Source organism: Pseudomonas sp. TH39(2020) (genome assembly GCF_016650715.1).
Taxonomy (GTDB): Bacteria; Pseudomonadota; Gammaproteobacteria; order Pseudomonadales; family Pseudomonadaceae; genus Aquipseudomonas; species Aquipseudomonas mandelii_C.
The window spans coordinates 790,867-806,708 of the sequence record NZ_JAEKFF010000008.1 but is presented as its reverse complement, the minus strand read 5'-3'; the positions used below and the strand labels follow the sequence as shown (position 1 = coordinate 806,708).

The window sequence follows — 15,842 nt, the reverse complement described above, 5'->3', positions numbered from 1 at the left end:
AGGAAGTGCCGGGAGAATAAGTCAGTAAGGTTTCTGAAAGATGACAGTTACTCAATGTGGGAGCGAGCCTGCTCGCGAAGAGGGCGTAACATTCAACGCAGATGTTGAATGTCAAACCGCTTTCGCGAGCAGGCTCGCTCCCACAATCGATTCAGGTCGACAGGTAGGGATCAGCTCAGTTCAAGCCAGATCGGCGCGTGATCCGACGGTTTTTCCATTCCGCGCAGGTCGTAATCCACTCCGGCATCCTTCACCCGTGGCAACAACCCGTGGGACGCCATGATCAAGTCAATCCGCAGCCCACGCTTGGGCTCATCCTCAAAACCACGGCTACGGTAGTCGAACCAGCTGAAACGGTCGGCCACCTCCGGGTTCAAGTGACGGAAGCTGTCCACCAGGCCCCAGTTCTTCAAGCGGGCCATCCACTCGCGTTCTTCCGGCAAGAAGCTGCATTTGCCGGTTTTCAGCCAGCGTTTCATGTTGTCCGGGCCGATACCGATGTCGCAGTCTTCGGGGGAAATGTTCACGTCGCCCATCACCACCACCGGCTGATCGTTGCTGAACTGGCTTTCCAGCAATTGCTGCAGATCGCTGTAAAAGCGTTCCTTGGCCGGGAACTTGGTCGGGTGATCGCGGCTTTCGCCCTGTGGGAAATAGCCGTTCATGATGGTCACCGGCACGCCATTGGCGTCGGCGAACGTGCCCCAGATGAAGCGGCGCTGAGCGTCTTCTTCATCGGTGGCGAAACCTTTGTGCAGCGCGATAGGTTCCTGACGCGAGAGCAGGGCCACGCCGTAATGACCTTTTTGACCATGGAAATACACGTGATAGCCCAGTGCCTGAACCTCGGCCAGCGGGAATTGGTCGTCGTGAACCTTGGTTTCCTGCAGTCCGATCACATCTGGCTGATGCTTTTCGATCAGCGCCGCCAGCTGATGGGGGCGAGCGCGCAGCCCGTTGATGTTGAAGGAGACGATCTTCATGGTCGGCAGTCCTGGCAAAAGGGCGATGCTAGCTGACATGTAGGATCGGGGCCAGCGTGGGGTGAGGGGATTCTCGATTGTCCATCAGCTTTGTATTGGTAGTAATGGCCTCATCGCGAGCAGGCTCGCTCCCACAGGGGACGAGTCTGGTCTATACCTTGTGGGAGCGAGCCTGCTCGCGATGACGGCTTATGCAGCAACACTGATTCGGATCAGAAAGGAACTGTGCCAGCGCTATAGGCTCGTAACCAGAAGAGCGCCGTCATTTGAACAGCGCCCCGGGGAGAAATATCGTTATGCCCGAAACCTCGACCGCCATCGCCGATATTCACATGCTCGACAGCGGCTATTCCCGCGAAGCACGTTCATTGCTGTACCAGGCTTACCGGCATGAGCCGACGTTCGGCTACCTGTTCGAAGCGGAGCGTCCCGGTTATGAACAGCGGGTCCGCGCCACCGTGCGCGAGCTGGTCAAACAACACTTTCTTCAGGACTTGCCGGCCATCGGCCTGCTGGTCAACGACCGGTTGATCGGCATCGCGTTGATCGCGCCGCCGCAACGTCGCCTGGGCATCACAGAGAGTTGGGCCTGGCGTTTGCGCATGGTGCTCAGCACCGGGTTTCGCTGCACCCGACGCTATCTCGAGTATCACGATGCGGTGATGGCTTGCGTGCCGTCCGACTCGGTTCACCTGCTCCCATTACTGGGGGTTCATCCGCAATTCCAAGGCAAACACTTCGGCGAACAATTGCTGCAAGCGGTGCACAACTGGTGTGCGGTAGATGAGCACTCCGAGGGCGTGATCCTCGATACCGGGAATCCTCGTTATCTGGAGTTCTATAAGCGCCAGGGCTATGAGGAAATCGGTGAGGTCGCCGTAGGACCGATTCGCGAGCACGTGTTTTTCCACGCCAATCCGCAGGTGTTACAAACAGCAACGGCATAAAGGTAGAACTTTCACCGCACGCCAGGCTCTATCACGCTCCCAAGCTCGTGATAGCATCCGCGCCTATGAAGTTTCCAGGAAGAATTACCAGTGGCGTGCTGATGCTGATTACCAGCTGCGCGGCGCTGGCGCAAAGTGAATTGGATGTGCGGATCAAACCGTCCAACGATGAACTGAAAGCCAATATAGAGGGCTATATCGGCAGCCTCGGCGATCGTGACGAAGAAGCCTTGCTGCGCTTCAGTCGTGGCGCCGAAGAGCAGGCACGCAAGGCCGCCCAGGCCTTGGGTTATTACCAGCCGCAGATCGACACGGATGTGAAGGGCGGCAAGACACCGCGCCTGGTAATGAACATCGATCCCGGCGAGCCGGTGCATTTGCGCAATGTCACGATTCGCATTGACGGCCCGGCTGCCGACCTCAAATCCTTTCGTGTACCCAAAGGCGCTGGGCTGAAAACCGGCGCAGTGCTCAACCATGGCCGTTACGAAGACGCCAAGCGCCTGATTCAGAATCAGGCCTCGCGCTACGGTTTTTTCAGCGGTTACTTCAGCAGCCAGAAATTGTTGGTCGACCCGCGAGCTGGCGTTGCCGACATCGAGCTCATCTACAACAGCGGCCCGCGTTATTCGCTGGGCAAGGTCAGTTTCGAAGGTGATACGCCATTCGACGAAGACCTGCTACGGCGCATGGTGCCCTTCAAGGAAGGTGCGCCTTACGACTCCGAGCTGATCGCCGAACTCAATCAGGCCATGCAATCGAGCGGCTATTTCGAAAGCGTGCGGGTGGATGCGGCGCCGACGGCGTCCAAGAACGACGTGATCCCGGTGGACGTCAAACTCGAAACCCGCAAACCACGGACCATGGGTCTGGGGCTGGGTTTTTCCACCGACGTCGGCCCACGGGTCAAGGCCAACTGGACCCGGCACTGGGTCAACCCTCAGGGGCATAGCTATGGCTGGGAGACCGAAGTTTCGGCGCCCCGGCAGAACGTCGGTGTGTTCTACGACATTCCCTTGGACCCACCGCTGACCGACAAACTGCGGTTCGCCGGTGGCTATCAGAATGAAGAAATCGCCGACAAGGACTCCCTGAGCAAACTGCTGACCCTCGGCCCCGAGTGGCACAGCAAGCTGCCCAGCGGTTGGCAGCGGGTGGTGTCGCTCAAATGGCAGCGCGAGGAATACAGGCTCGGCGACGACTCGGGGCTCAGCACGTTGCTGATGCCTGGCGTCAGCTATTCCTACCTTAAAAGTGATAACCGCATCGACCCGCACAACGGCTATCGCCTGGAATTCGAGACCAAAGTGGCCAAGGAAGGCTTGGGCTCCGACACCAATCTGGTTTATGGCACCGCGCTGGTGAAAGGCTTGACCACGGTCTTCGACAAACACCGCTTCCTCGGTCGGGTGCAGGTCGGCGGCAGCGCCACCAACGGCTACAAATCGGTACCGCCGTCGTTGCGCTTCTTCGCCGGAGGCGATCAGAGCGTGCGCGGTTACGACTATCAAAGCCTGTCCCCGGAAAACTCCGAGGGCGACCGCATCGGTGGCCGCTACATGGTTGCCGGCAGCGTCGAGTATCAATACTCCATCGCCGAAAAATGGCGGGTCGCGACCTTCATCGACCAAGGCAACTCCTTTAATACACTCGAACTGCCAAACCTCAAGACCGGCGTCGGCATCGGTGTGCGCTGGGTTTCTCCGGTAGGGCCGATACGCCTCGACCTGGCCCATGCGATGGACGACGACGGCGGCATTCGACTGCACTTTTCCATGGGGCCTGAGCTGTGAAGCGTGGTTTGAAAATAACGCTGGCGGTGATGCTGGCGCTGCTGATGCTGGTCGTCCTGACCGTGGCCACAGTGTTGGGCACGGCAACCGGCAGTCGCTGGGCGCTGGGGTTTGTGCCCGGTTTGACCGTCGAGAACTTCCAGGGCCGTTTGGGCGGACAGTGGAGTGCCAACCATGTGCTGTGGCAGCAGGACAGCCGCCGGGTTGAGCTGAACAAGGTGATTTTCGCCTGGTCGCCGTTGTGCCTGACGCGCCTGACTCTGTGCATCGAGCAATTGAAAGCCGATCAGGTCCGCCTGCAATTTCCGCCAGGTACGCAAGAAGAAAGCAGCGGGCCGATCAGTCTCCCGGATCTGAAGTTGCCCTTGGCCATCGAGCTGGGCGATGTCCAGGTCGGCAGCCTGCTGTTCAACGGCAGCGAAGAGCTCAAGGGCCTGCAACTGGCGGCGCATTGGACGGCCAAAGGTTTGCAGATCGACTCGGTGCAATTGCAACGTGATGAGCTCAGCCTGAACCTGTCCGGCCTATTGCAACCCACCGGCAATTGGCCGCTGAAAGCCGAAGGCAAACTGACCTTGCCCGCGCCGGGCACCGAGCCTTGGGCGCTGGCCTTGAAGGTCGACGGCGATCTTCTCAAAACCCTGAACCTGAAAGCCGACAGCAGCGGTTACCTCAACGGGCAGTTGACCGGCGAATTGCAACCGCTGGTGGAAAACCTGCCGGCCAAGGTGCGGATCACCGCCGACGGCTTCAAGCCTGGCGCCGACCTGCCGGACACCCTGCAACTCAACCAACTGGAACTCACCGGCGACGGCGACCTGAAAAACGGTTACCAGTTGCTCGGCAAAGCCACGTTGCCCGCAGAACTTGGCCCGGTCGCATTGCTGCTGCAAGGCAAGGTCGACGCCAACGGCGCTCAGATCGCCGGGTTGGACCTCACGGCCAACGACAAGCAAAGCCTAAAACTCACCGGCAATCTCGATTGGAGCAAAGGCCTGAACGCCGACGCAAAAATCGACTGGCTGGATTTCCCGTGGCATCGCCTCTATCCGCTGATCGACGAGCCAGAAGTGGCATTGCGCAGCTTCAACGGTGAAGTCTCTTACACCGACGGCAAGTACCTCGGCAGCTTCAAAGCCGCACTCGACGGCCCGGCCGGGGCGTTCAGCCTGACCAGCCCGTTCAGCGGCGACCTGACGAAAATCTACCTGCAACAAATTCAACTCGAAGCCGGACAGGGCAAGGCCGAAGGGCACCTGAACCTGCAATTCGCCGACGGCATTGCCTGGGACACCGCGCTGGACCTGTCGGCGATCAATCCGGCGTACTGGGTCGCGGAGTTGCCGGGAACCCTGGCCGGACCGTTGCGCAGCAAGGGCGAGATGAAGAATGAAAAACTCAGCCTGACCGCTGATCTCGACTTGAAAGGCAAACTGCGCGGCCAACCGGCAGTGATCCAGGCCAAAGCCGATGGCGGTGGCGAGCAATGGAATCTCAGCGCGTTGCAAATTCGCCTCGGCGACAACAGCATCAACGGCAAAGGCAGCCTGCAACAGAAACTTGCCGGCCAGATTGATATCAAGCTGCCGCGCCTGGCTCAGCTGTGGCCGCAACTGCGCGGTCAGCTCAATGGTCGCGTCGATGTCGCCGGGACACTCAAGGCCCCGCAAGGCAAACTCGGGCTGCAAGGCACGCAACTGGCCTTCGAAGACAATCGCCTGCAAAGCCTGAACCTGGACGCGACCCTCGACAGCGCGCAGCGCGCGAAAATCGACCTCAAGGGCAGTGGCATTCAAGCCGGTGAGACGTCACTGGGGACACTGACTGCCAGCGGCCAGGGCGATATCAAAAACCAGAAACTCACCCTCGACCTGCAAGGGCCGAAGCTGAAACTCGCGCTCGGCCTCGACGGCAATCTGGACAAAGGTAATTGGCGTGGGCGCCTGGCCAGCGGCGATATCCAGGCCGGCGGTCAAGACTGGAAGCTGCAAGGTCCGGCGAAGCTGGAGCGGCTGGCGGACGGCAAAATCAACTTCGGCGCCCATTGCTGGACGTCCGGCCCGGCCAGCCTGTGCGGTGAGGATCAGCGCCTGATGCCTGAGCCGAAGCTGCGTTATCACCTCAAACAGTTCCCGATCGACAGCCTGGCGCAGTGGTTGCCCAAGGATTTCGCCTGGAAGGGACGACTCAATGCTGACCTGCAACTGGACCTGCCGGCCAGCGGCCCGAACGGCCAGATCAGCGTCGATGCCAGCGGCGGCACGTTGCGCATAAAGGAAAAGGACCAGTGGCTGGACTTCCCGTACCAGACCCTGAAACTGAACAGCAAACTCACGCCCAAGCGCATCGACACTGACCTCAATTTCGTCGGCGGCAAGCTCGGTGAGCTTATGCTCCAGGCGCAGATCAATCCTTTACCAAAGGACAAGCCACTGACTGGCTCATTCCGTTTGAATGGGCTGGACCTGTCGGTAGCGCGGCCGTTTGTGCCGATGGTCGAGAAACTGACCGGACGCTTGAATGGCAGCGGCACGCTCGCAGGTACGCTGCTGGCGCCGCAGGTCAACGGTAATCTGTTGCTCAGCGACGGCGAGATTTCCGGGCCTGAACTGCCGATGGACCTCGAAGCGCTGCAACTTCAAGCCGTGATTGCTGACGAAACCGTGCAATTGAACGGCGGCTGGAAAAGTGGCAAGACCGGGCAGGGCACCTTGAGCGGCAACATCGCCTGGGGTCAGGTATTGGTGGTGGATCTGGCGCTCAAAGGTACGCAATTACCCGTCACCGTCGAGCCCTACGCCAAGCTGGAAGTGGCGCCGGACCTGAAGATTTCGGTGAAGGACGACAAACTGGCGATCGTCGGCAAGGTGCTGGTGCCAAAAGGCGAGATCACCGTACGTGATTTGCCGCCGTCGACGGTCAAGGTGTCTGATGACACGGTGATCGTCGGCCAGCAGACCGAAGAGGGCAAACCACCGATGGCCATGGCGATGGACATCGATGTGGTGGTCGGTCAGGACAAACTCAGCTTCGCCGGGTTTGGCCTGACAGCCAATTTGCAAGGTCATGTGCACATCGGCGACAACATGGACACCCGAGGCGAGCTCTGGCTCAACGATGGGCGATACCGTGCCTACGGTCAGCGATTGACGGTGCGCCGGGCACGTTTGCTGTTTGCCGGCCCGATCGACCAGCCGTATCTGGACATCGAAGCGATTCGCCAGACCGACGACGTGATCGCCGGTATTCGCCTGAGCGGCAGCGCCGAGCAGCCGACCACACAGATCTTCTCCGAGCCGGCGATGAGTCAGGAGCAGGCCTTGTCCTACCTGGTGCTGGGGCGTCCGCTGAGCAGCAATGGTGAGGACAACAACATGCTTGCCCAAGCCGCCCTCGGGTTGGGCTTGATGGGTAGTTCCGGTGTGACCAGTGGCTTGGCCAAGGACCTGGGCATTCAGGACTTCCAGCTCGACACCCAAGGCAGCGGCAACGCAACCAGCGTAGTGGCCAGCGGCAATCTCTCCGAGAAGCTCAGCCTGCGTTATGGCGTTGGCGTGTTCGAGCCGGCCAACACCATCGCCTTGCGTTACAAACTGAGCAAAAAGGTCTACCTCGAAGCCGCTGGCGGCGTGGCCAGTTCGCTGGACATCTTCTACAAGCGGGATTTCTAAACTCCCGCCCCCCTCTAAAACCGAGTCGCTCCCTTCGCGAGCAGGCTCGCTCCCACAGAGATCACACCGAACCTGTGGGAGCGAGCCTGCTCGCGAAGGCCGCGACTCGGTCATCGATCCGAAGCAACTTTCCCGCGCCATTTATCAACTAAATAGAAAGCATCCTAACTATTACGTTGACATTCGCTGCCTAGGCAGTAATATCTCGACATACATTCTCTGCCTAGGCAGCTAATTGGTGGTCAGATGAAACATTTCACCCCAGACGCATTCCACACTTGCCATCTCGGCCTCCTGCTCGGGCGCGCGGCGCTGCTCAAGGACCGGATCATCGACACGCACATGGAACCCCACGGCATCACTGCCGCGCAGTTCAAAGTGCTGATCATCATGGCCCAGTTCGGCGTCGATACCCCGGCGGAGCTGTGCCGTCACCTGTCGCTGGATAGTGGATCGATGACCCGCATGCTCGATCGTCTGGAACAGAAAGGCTTCCTCGCTCGCCAACGCTCCGAAGCGGATCGCCGTCAGGTTCAGCTGGTGCTGACCGCACAAGGCCAGCAGCTGACTGATCGCCTGCCGGAGATCGGCGCCGACGCCATGAATGAACTGGCTGGCGCGATCACCCCAGAGGAATTGATAACCCTGGAACAGATCCTGAAGAAAATTTTGGTGGCAGCCGGTGACTCGATCACCCTGCTGCGGGTAGGTGACAAATGAGCAGTAAAACCCTGCGTGCCGGCCTGAGCCTGGTGCTGGCAGCCATGACCCTCGCGGGTTGCGCCAGCTACAGTGGCTTGAACACCGAGGGAAAAAGCCTCGATGCGAAAACCCTCAAGGCCGGGCAATCCCTCAGCGGTGTGACCCTGTCTCCTGCGGCCTGGCCGAAAAGCGACTGGTGGAAAAGCCTCGGCGACCCACAGCTCGACGGCTTGATCCGCGAAGCCCTGCACGACAGCCCCGACATGCAAATCGCCGACGCCCGCGCCCACCAGGCCAGCGCCGCCGCTTATGCAGCGGATGCCGCCCGCATGCCCACCCTCGATGCCAGTGCCGGCGTCAGCCGTTCGCGTCTGGCCCGGGATCAGGACCCGAGCGGGCAGGGTGGAACCTACTCCACCGTGCGCAACATCAGCGCCAGTTTCAATTACAACTTCGACCTTTGGGGCGGTCAGCGTGACGCCTGGGAAGCTGCACTGGGTCAGGCTCGCGCTGCCGAAGTCGATCAACAAGCCGCTCAGCTGACGTTGTCCGCCGACGTGGCTCGCGCCTACAGCGATCTGGGACAGGCGCATATCGTCTACGACCTGGCCAGTGAAGACCTCAAGCGCACCAAACAAATGCTCGACCTGAGCCAGCGTCGCCTGAGTTCGGGGATCGACAGCCAGTACCAGTTCCAGCAAACCGAAAGCCTGGAAGCCACCTCCGAAGCCAGCCTGATCGACGCCGAAAAACGCCTGCAAAGCGCGAAAATCGCTTTGGCTGTGCTGCTCGGCAAAGGCCCGGATCGCGGCAATGAAATCGCCCGGCCGAAAATCCTTCAGGCCAGCGCAGTGGCTCTGCCATCGGTGTTGCCGGCCGAGTTACTGGGTCGTCGTCCAGACCTGGTGGCCGCCCGCTGGCGGGTCGAAGCGGCGAGCAAGAACATCGCCGCCGGCAAAACCCAGTTCTATCCCAATCTGAACCTTAGCGCCGCGGCCGGTGCCGAATCGTTATTGGGTGACGCAATGTTCGGTTCCGCCAGTCGCTTCTTCAACATTGCGCCGACGATCTCTGTGCCGATTTTCGACGGCGGCCGACTGCGTGCCAACCTCGATTCCCGTGACGCCGATTACGACCTCGCGGTGGCGCAGTACAACAAAAGCCTGGTGAAAGCCCTGGGGGATGTCAGCGACACCATCAACCAGTTGCGAGATATCGGTCGGCAGATCGGCGCTCAGCAGCACGCCACCGACATTGCCCGGGATTCTTACAACACCGTGGTCCAGCGTTACGGTTCCGGCATCGGCAATTACCTGGACGTGCTCAGCATCGAGCAGCAGTTGCTCCAGGCCCAGCGTCAGCTGGCCAGCCTGAATGCCGAGCAGATCGACCTGTCGATCCAATTGATGCAGGCGCTGGGCGGCGGCTTCCAGGGCGAGACCCTGACCGCAGCCAACGCAACCCCAGACACGCAGCACAACTAATTCAAGGTACTTGTCATGGCTACTGCCGAAACAACACCAACCCCTGACAACGCACAAGACACCAGCAACCCGCGTAAACGCAAAGTCATGCTGGTGGTGCTCGCGATCGTGGTGATCCTCGCCGGTATCGGCGTCTGGGGTTATCACGAATTCTACGGGCGCTGGAATGAAAGCACCGACGATGCCTATGTGAACGGCAACGTGGTGGAAATCACTCCGTTGGTCACCGGTACCGTGGTCAGCATTGGCGCCGACGATGGCGACCTGGTTCACGAAGGCCAGGTGTTGATCAACTTCGACCCGAACGACGCCGAAGTCGGTCTGCAAAGTGCCCAGGCCAATCTGGCCCGCACCGTGCGTCAGGTTCGCGGTTTGTACAGCAACGTCGACGGCATGAAAGCCCAGGTCAACGCCCAACAGGCTGAAGTGCAAAAGGCTCAGGACAACTTCAATCGCCGGAAAAACCTCGCCGCTGGCGGCGCGATTTCCCAGGAAGAACTGTCCCACGCTCGCGAGGACCTGACCTCGGCGCAAAACGCCTTGGCCAACGCCAAACAGCAACTGAAAACCACCAGTGCTTTGGTGGATGACACCGTGGTGTCGTCGCACCCGGACGTGATGTCCGCTGCCGCGCAATTGCGTCAGGCTTACTTGAACAACTCCCGCAGCACCTTGATCGCGCCGGTGACCGGTTACGTCGCCAAACGCTCGGTACAACTGGGCCAACGGGTCCAGCCGGGCACCGCATTGATGGCGGTCATTCCGTTGGATCAGCTGTGGATCGACGCCAACTTCAAGGAAACCCAGCTGCGTGACATGCGCATCGGTCAGCCGGTCGACATCGAAGCCGATCTCTACGGCAGCAGCGTGAAGTACAGCGGCACCATCGACAGCCTCGGTGCCGGCACCGGCAGTGCGTTTGCCCTGCTGCCGGCGCAGAACGCCACCGGTAACTGGATCAAGATCGTCCAGCGGGTGCCGGTGCGGATTCACATCAACGCCGAAGAACTGGCCAAGCACCCGTTGCGGGTAGGCCTGTCGACTCAGGTCGATGTGAACCTGCGCGACCAGAGCGGCCCGGTGCTGGCGCAACAGCCACCGCAAAAGGCCTCGTTCAGCACCAACGTCTATGACCGTCAGTTGGCCGAGGCCGACACGATGATCGCTCAATTGATCCACGACAACAGCGCTGCGGTCAGCAAAACCGTTCAACGCTGATTGGTCATCACACCGACCCTGTGGGAGCGAGCCTGCTCGCGAATGCGGTTTTCTATTCAACATCTCTGTTGACTGAACCAGCGCTTTCGCGAGCAGGCTCGCTCCCACAAGGTCAGCTGCGTCTGTAACAGGCGCCGCGCCAGCCATGTTTCAAAGGATTCGCGATGAGCAATAACGCGTCTTTCACGCCGCCCAGCCTGGTGCTCAGCACCATTGGTCTGTCGCTGGCAACCTTCATGCAGGTACTCGACACCACCATCGCCAACGTGGCGCTGCCGACGATTTCCGGCAACCTCGGCGTGAGTTCGGAGCAGGGCACTTGGGTGATTACCTCGTTCGCCGTGAGCAACGCCATCGCGCTGCCGCTGACCGGTTGGCTCAGCCGGCGTTTCGGCGAGGTGAAGCTGTTTCTCTGGGCGACTGTCCTGTTCGTGCTGGCTTCATTTCTGTGCGGTATCTCGACCTCGATGCCGGAGCTGATTGGCTTTCGGGTGCTTCAAGGTCTGGTGGCAGGTCCCCTGTACCCGATGACTCAAACGCTGCTGATTGCCGTCTATCCGCCGGCCAGGCGCGGCATGGCCCTGGCATTGCTGGCGATGGTCACGGTGGTGGCGCCGATTGCAGGTCCCATCCTCGGCGGCTGGATTACCGACAGCTATAGCTGGCCGTGGATCTTCTTTATCAACGTGCCGATCGGTGTTTTCGCGGTGATGGTGGTGCGCTCGCAGCTTAAGGCACGGCCGGTGGAAACCAGCTATCAGCCGATGGATTACGTCGGTTTGATCACCCTGATCATTGGCGTCGGCGCGTTGCAGGTGATCCTCGACAAGGGCAACGACCTGGACTGGTTCGAGTCGAACTTCATCCTCATCGGCGCGGCCATTTCGGTGATTGCGCTGGCGGTGTTCGTGATTTGGGAAATGACCGACAAGCACCCGGTGGTCAATCTGCGGCTGTTCGCGTATCGCAACTTCCGGATCGGCACCATCGTGCTGGTGTTGGGTTACGCCGGGTTCTTCGGGATCAACCTGATTCTGCCGCAATGGCTGCAAACCCAGATGGGTTACACGGCGACCTGGGCGGGGCTGGCGGTGGCGCCGATCGGGATTCTGCCCGTACTGATGTCGCCGTTTGTCGGCAAGTACGCGCACAAATTCGACCTGCGGCTGCTGGCCGGCCTGGCGTTCCTGGCGATTGGCCTGAGCTGCTTCATGCGGGCCGGGTTTACCAACGAAGTGGACTTCCAGCACATCGCCCTGGTGCAGCTGTTCATGGGGATTGGTGTGGCGCTGTTCTTCATGCCGACCTTGAGCATTCTGATGTCGGACCTGCCACCGAGCCAGATCGCCGACGGCGCGGGCCTGGCGACGTTCCTGCGGACGTTGGGCGGCAGTTTCGCGGCGTCGTTGACGACGTGGATCTGGATTCGCCGGGCGGATCAGCATCATGCGTATTTGAGTGAAAGCATTACGACCTATGAACCGGCGACCCGGGATGCGTTGAACAGTCTGGGCGGGGCGGGGAATCCGGCGTATGCGCAGCTGGATCATGTGCTGACCAGTCAGGCGTACATGCTCTCCACCGTGGATTACTTCACGTTGCTGGGGTGGGCGTTCATGGGCTTGATTGTGCTGGTGTGGCTGGCGAAACCGCCGTTTGCGGCGAAGGCGGGGCCGGCGGCGTCAGGTCATTGAGGCAAAACGCGGTCAATGTGGGAGCGAGCCTGCTCGCGATAGCAATCTGACATTCAACATCTTCGTCGAATGTTAAGCCGCTTTCGCGAGCAGGCTCGCTCCCACAATGGATCTTGTGTTCGGTAGTCAGTTCGCGGGTGCTGCCAGTTGTGGCGGCGGGGCGAAATCAAACGGCGCCAACGCAAACCCTTGCTCATCCACCTGCAACGCCCACCCCTGACGATCCCAATCCCCCAGCACAATCCGTTTGGCCGCCTGCTCGCCAATCTGCAATTTGTGAATGGCCGGGCGATGGGTATGCCCATGGATCAAGGTCTTCACGCCATAGGCCTGCATGATCCGCGGCACTTCTTCCGGCGTGACATCCACAATGTCGTTGGCCTTCATCCGCGTCTGCGCACGGCTTTCACTGCGCAGCTTGCGCGCCAGTTTATGGCGAGTCCGCAAAGGCAGGTGCCGCAGGATGAACAGGGTGATCGGATTACGCAGATAGCGACGCAGCTTCATATAAGCCTCGTCGCGGGTGCAGAGGCTGTCGCCGTGCATCAATAGCACCGGCTCGCCGTAAAACGGCACGACGCTCGGGTCTTTCAACAACGTGCAGCCGGCCTGTTTGCAGAAGGCCTGGCCGAGCATGAAGTCGCGATTGCCGTGCATCAGAAAAATGGCCGTGCCGCTGTCGCTGAGTTCGCGCAGGGCCTGGCAGATGGAACGCTGGAACGGCGTCATGGCATCGTCGCCAATCCACGCCTCGAAAAAGTCGCCCAGGATGTACAACGCACTCGCCGAGCGGGCGCGTCCGGCAAGCAAATCCAGAAACGCCCGGGTAATGTCCGGGCGCTCCTCTTCCAGATGCAAGTCTGAAATCAGCAATATCACGCTTCGATGATCTCGGCTTTCTCGATGATCACGTCTTCTGCTGGTACGTCCTGGTGGCCGGACTTCATGGTGGTGGAAACACCTTTGATCTTGTCGACCACGTCGGTGCCTGCAACGACTTTGGCGAATACCGCGTAGCCCCAGCCTTGAGTGGTCTTGGCGCTGTGGTTCAGGAAGCTGTTGTCAGCCACGTTGATGAAGAACTGGGCGGAAGCCGAATGCGGCTCCATGGTGCGGGCCATGGCAACGGTGTACTTCTCGTTCGGCAGACCGTTGTCGGCTTCGTTCTGGATGCTTGGACGCTTGTCTTTCTTTTCTTTCATGCCTGGCTCGAAACCGCCGCCCTGGATCATGAAGTTACCGATGACGCGGTGGAAAACAGTGTTTTCGTAGTGACCGGCTTTGACGTACTCGATGAAGTTGGCCACGGTGATCGGGGCTTTCTCTGCGTTCAGTTCCAGGACGATGTCGCCATGGTTGGTGGTCAGTTTGACTTGGGTCATGATCGGTACTCTTTCTAATAATTCGTGGGTTTCGGGGCGTTGAAGCCCTCAACCGGTCCGGCCAATTTTGGCCAAGATGCGCAGTTTAGCGTGCCAAGCGCGAATTTCGAGGCTGTTTTTCATTTGCATCCGATTAAATGCAGCCGTTTTTTGCCCTGCGCTGTCAGCGACTTGACGGCATCGGCTATGATAAGCCCCTTTGTTTTAACAGCCGCTTTGATTTGGCCAACTGGCCGCGCACTTGTACGTTCAAGGATCCTATGAGCAAGCCCACTGTCGACCCTACCTCGAATTCCAAGACCGGCCCTGCCGTGCCGGTCAATTTCCTGCGCCCGATCATCCAGGCGGACCTGGACTCGGGTAAGCACACGCAGATCGTCACCCGTTTCCCGCCTGAGCCCAACGGCTACCTGCACATCGGTCACGCCAAGTCGATTTGTGTGAACTTCGGCCTGGCCCAGGAATTTGGCGGCGTCACGCACCTGCGTTTCGACGACACCAACCCGGCCAAGGAAGACCAGGAATACATCGACGCGATCGAAAGCGACGTCAAATGGCTGGGCTTCGAATGGTCCGGTGAAGTGCGCTACGCCTCGCAGTATTTCGACCAGTTGCACGATTGGGCCGTTGAGCTGATCAAGGCCGGCAAGGCCTACGTTGATGACCTGAGCCCTGAACAGGCCAAGGAATACCGCGGCAGCCTGACCGAGCCGGGCAAGAACAGCCCGTTCCGCGATCGCTCCGTGGAAGAGAACCTGGACTGGTTCGCCCGCATGAAGGCCGGTGAATTCAAGGACGGCGCACGCGTGCTGCGGGCCAAGATCGACATGGCCTCGCCGAACATGAACCTGCGCGACCCGATCATGTATCGCATCCGCCACGCGCATCACCACCAGACTGGCGACAAGTGGTGCATCTACCCGAACTATGACTTCACCCACGGTCAGTCGGACGCCATCGAAGGCATCACCCACTCGATCTGCACCCTGGAGTTCGAAAGCCATCGTCCGCTGTACGAGTGGTTCCTCGAGAACCTGCCCGTGCCGGCGCAACCGCGTCAGTACGAATTCAGCCGTCTGAACCTGAACTACACGATCACCAGCAAGCGCAAGCTCAAGCAACTGGTCGATGAAAAGCACGTTCATGGCTGGGACGATCCGCGCATGTCCACGCTGTCCGGCTTCCGCCGCCGTGGCTACACGCCGAAATCGATCCGCAACTTCTGCGAAATGATCGGCACCAACCGTTCCGACGGCGTGGTCGACTTCGGCATGCTCGAATTCAGCATCCGTGACGACCTCGACCACAGCGCCCCGCGTGCCATGTGCGTGCTGCGTCCGCTGAAAGTCGTGATCACCAACTACCCGGAAGGCCAGGTCGAGAACCTCGAACTGGCGTGCCACCCGAAAGAAGACATGGGCGTGCGCGTTTTGCCGTTCGCCCGTGAGATCTACATCGACCGTGAAGACTTCATGGAAGAGCCGCCAAAAGGCTACAAACGCCTGGAACCGGCCGGCGAAGTGCGTCTGCGCGGCAGCTACGTGATTCGTGCCGACGAAGCGATCAAGGACGCCGATGGCAACATCGTCGAACTGCGTTGCTCCTACGACCCGGAAACCCTGGGCAAGAACCCTGAAGGCCGCAAGGTCAAAGGCGTGGTTCACTGGGTGCCGGCCGCCGCCAGCGTCGAGTGCGAAGTGCGCCTGTACGATCGCCTGTTCCGCTCGGCCAACCCTGAGAAGGCCGAAGACAGCGCCAGTTTCCTGGACAACATCAACCCTGACTCGCTGCAAGTCCTCACCGGTTGTCGTGCTGAGCCTTCGCTTGGCAATGCACAGCCGGAAGACCGTTTCCAGTTCGAGCGCGAAGGTTACTTCGTCGCGGATATCAAGGACTCGAAACCAGGTGCTCCGGTATTCAACCGTACCGTGACCTTGCGTGATTCGTGGGGCCAGTGATTCAAGGAAC

11 protein-coding genes are annotated in these 15,842 nt (G+C 59.9%); 8 read left to right on the top strand and 3 right to left on the bottom strand.

The window, feature by feature from the left end:
* Window positions 1-170: 170 nt before the first annotated feature.
* A complete protein-coding gene (xthA, locus tag JFU47_RS31975; RefSeq protein WP_140680074.1) occupies window positions 171-983 on the bottom strand; it encodes an exodeoxyribonuclease III in 813 nt (270 codons plus the stop codon).
* A 296-nt stretch (window positions 984-1,279) separates the two neighbouring features.
* On the opposite strand from xthA, the gene JFU47_RS31970 reads away from it, so the two are divergent.
* From JFU47_RS31970 to JFU47_RS31940, 7 genes are all read left to right on the top strand, one after another.
* Window positions 1,280-1,930, top strand: a complete 651-nt coding sequence (locus JFU47_RS31970) for a GNAT family N-acetyltransferase (protein WP_123366265.1) — start codon at window positions 1,280-1,282, stop codon at window positions 1,928-1,930.
* Between the two features lie 65 nt (window positions 1,931-1,995).
* Window positions 1,996-3,723, top strand: a complete 1,728-nt coding sequence (locus JFU47_RS31965) for an autotransporter assembly complex protein TamA (protein WP_201188356.1) — start codon at window positions 1,996-1,998, stop codon at window positions 3,721-3,723.
* Entirely contained in the window at window positions 3,720-7,394 is a 3,675-nt protein-coding gene (locus tag JFU47_RS31960) for a translocation/assembly module TamB domain-containing protein (RefSeq protein WP_201188354.1), read from the top strand. Before JFU47_RS31965 ends, JFU47_RS31960 begins: the two co-directional genes overlap by 4 nt.
* A 246-nt stretch (window positions 7,395-7,640) precedes the next feature.
* Window positions 7,641-8,114, top strand: a complete 474-nt coding sequence (locus tag JFU47_RS31955) for a MarR family winged helix-turn-helix transcriptional regulator (protein ID WP_140680069.1) — start codon at window positions 7,641-7,643, stop codon at window positions 8,112-8,114.
* A complete protein-coding gene (locus JFU47_RS31950; protein ID WP_201188352.1) occupies window positions 8,111-9,580 on the top strand; it encodes an efflux transporter outer membrane subunit in 1,470 nt (489 codons plus the stop codon). The genes JFU47_RS31955 and JFU47_RS31950 overlap by 4 nt, the downstream gene beginning before the upstream one ends.
* Window positions 9,581-9,595: 15 nt before the next feature.
* Window positions 9,596-10,798: an HlyD family secretion protein gene (locus JFU47_RS31945; protein ID WP_201188350.1), complete on the top strand. Its 1,203-nt coding sequence runs from the start codon at window positions 9,596-9,598 to the stop codon at window positions 10,796-10,798.
* A 164-nt stretch (window positions 10,799-10,962) separates the two neighbouring features.
* The gene (locus JFU47_RS31940; protein ID WP_140680063.1) at window positions 10,963-12,492 is read left to right on the top strand and encodes a DHA2 family efflux MFS transporter permease subunit; all 1,530 of its coding nucleotides are present in this window, start codon (window positions 10,963-10,965) and stop codon (window positions 12,490-12,492) included.
* A gap of 126 nt (window positions 12,493-12,618) precedes the next feature.
* Here the strand turns inward: JFU47_RS31940 and lpxH are convergent, their stop codons facing one another.
* The gene (gene lpxH, locus JFU47_RS31935) at window positions 12,619-13,371 is read right to left on the bottom strand and encodes a UDP-2,3-diacylglucosamine diphosphatase (protein ID WP_201188348.1); all 753 of its coding nucleotides are present in this window, start codon (window positions 13,369-13,371) and stop codon (window positions 12,619-12,621) included.
* Window positions 13,368-13,874 (bottom strand): peptidylprolyl isomerase, encoded by a 507-nt coding sequence (locus JFU47_RS31930; protein WP_201188346.1) that lies wholly within the window; start codon window positions 13,872-13,874, stop codon window positions 13,368-13,370. The genes lpxH and JFU47_RS31930 overlap by 4 nt, the downstream gene beginning before the upstream one ends.
* Window positions 13,875-14,134: 260 nt before the next feature.
* On the opposite strand from JFU47_RS31930, the gene JFU47_RS31925 reads away from it, so the two are divergent.
* Complete coding sequence (locus JFU47_RS31925; protein ID WP_201188344.1) at window positions 14,135-15,832, top strand: glutamine--tRNA ligase/YqeY domain fusion protein; 1,698 nt, start codon at window positions 14,135-14,137, stop codon at window positions 15,830-15,832.
* The last annotated feature ends 10 nt before the right edge of the window (window positions 15,833-15,842 follow it).